Origin of the sequence: Streptomyces sp. NPDC101166, from assembly GCF_044768125.1 — a bacterium.
Taxonomy (GTDB): Bacteria; Actinomycetota; Actinomycetes; order Streptomycetales; family Streptomycetaceae; genus Streptomyces.
On the sequence record NZ_JBIWPF010000071.1, the window covers coordinates 1 to 1,883 of the forward strand.

Consider the following 1,883-nt stretch of genomic DNA (forward strand, 5'->3'; position numbering starts at 1 on the left):
CTGCTCGCCGGCCAGACGGCGGTGGTACTTCTCGCGCTGCGCCCGGTCCGGCGCGGTGAAGATCGCGCCGAAGCCGAGCGCGTTCACGACCGTCGGCCGCACCCGGCCCGGCACCAACCGGGTGGCCGTCAGCAGCACGCCCAGAGCGGCGGGCACCGTGACGGTTCCGGCGTCGCGGACCACCGCGGCCATGACCGCCGCCGCGACATCCTCCGGTTCACGGACGGCCAGCGCCCGAGACCACGCGGGCGGCCGGGTGCCCGCGGCGAGTTCGGTATTGATGAACCCGGGCAGCACCATGGTCACGCCGACCCCGCCGGGACGTAGTTCCCGGCGCAGTGCCTCGGTGAATCCGATGACGAAATGCTTGGTGCCGCAATAGGTTGCCAGCCCGGGCTCGCCGGTGACGCCGGCCAACGAGGCGATGTTCACGAGGTGACCGCGCCCGCGGGCGGCGAATCGTCGTCCCGCGAGCCGGGAGCCGATGATCACGCCACGGATGTTGACGTCGATCTGCAGTTCGGTCATCGCCGGTGTCTCGTCGAGGAACTCGCCGGTCGGCATGATGCCCGCATTGTTGACCAGGACGTCCACCGGGCCCAGCAATTGCTCGGCCGTATCCAGGAAGTCCTCGAAGGACGCGCTGTCGGCGACGTCGAGTGGCAGGCCGACCACCTCGGTGCGGGTGGCGGCCGTGAGCTCCGCCGCGGTGGTCTTCGCCAGTTCGGCGTCCAGGTCACCGATCGCGACCCGTGCGCCGGATCTGGCGAACGCCTCGGCTGTGGCCCTGCCGATACCCCGGGCGCCGCCGGTGATGGCGACCACGGATCCACCCACTCTGGCCTGCGTCATTGCGAACCGTCCTCCCGCGCAACCGGTCCGGACCGACCGGACACGCTCGCTTCGATCGTCCGTCGCGGGAAGGCCGCGCCACTATGACCGCGTCGTGCGGGATCCGTGACCGCGGCGAGCATGGGGACGTGCGGGCTATTCGCCCCCGGAGCGGTAGGCGCCGGGCGGGCTGCCGGTCCAGCGGCGGAAAGCGCGGCGGAAGGCGCTCGCTTCCGAGAAGCCCAGACGCTCCGACAGCTCCTCGACCGACTCCTCGCCGCGGACCAGGCTGGCGACCGCGGCGTCGCGCAGGATCTCCTCCTTGATCCGGCTCACCGAGGTGCCCTCCTCGCGCAGCAGCCGACGCAGGTGCGGGGCACTGACGTTGAGCCGGGCGGCGATCTCGTCGGAGGTGGGCCATGCACCGGTGAGGCCGCGGGCGAGGGCGCGGCGGACCTGTTCGCCGGTGCTGGAGCCGTAGTCGCGGACCGCGTACCAGGTCATGGGCATGGCCCGGATGAACTCCCGCATCTCGGGTTCGGTGCGGACGACGGGTGCGGTGAGCAGGTCGCTGTCGAAGGTGAAGGCGCTGCGGTCGGCGTCGAAGGTCGGCAGGCGGCCGAAGATCACGTCGTAGAAGTCGGCGTGCGGCGGTGCGGGATAGGGGAATTCGACTTTCCGGAGCGCGATGCGGCGGCCGATGAGCCAGCTGGTCAGGCGGTGCACCATGGCCAGCACCAGTTCGGTGCCCAGATGCTCCGGGTCGTCGAGGCGGGTCATGTCGAACTCGATCCGGGTGAGTTCGGGCCCGATCTCGGCGGTCAGGGTGGGAGCCCCGGGGATCACGGCGGTGGCTTCGCAGGCCCGGACGATCACCCCGCGCAGATCCTCGGCGTGCACCATGTTCATGCCCACCAGGTTCAGCGATCCGCGCGGCAGCTCGGGCCCGAGCCCGAACAGCTCGTCGCCGGTGAGCTTCCACATCGACCGCGTCAGTGCCGCCGCCTGTTCCACGGTCACGCGGGCCTGCGGGTTGGCGATCATCGCCGGGG

General features: G+C 71.2%; 2 protein-coding genes. Both read right to left on the minus strand.

Translation table 11 applies throughout. The annotated features are described in order from the left end of the window. Nucleotides 1–852: SDR family oxidoreductase (locus ACIRS4_RS36355; RefSeq protein WP_404204256.1), on the minus strand; the 852-nt coding region annotated here is incomplete at its 3' end. 135 nt (nt 853–987) lie between these two features. Further along, the coding region (locus ACIRS4_RS36360; RefSeq protein ID WP_404204258.1) for an AraC family transcriptional regulator at nt 988–1,883 on the minus strand (896 nt) is incomplete at its 5' end.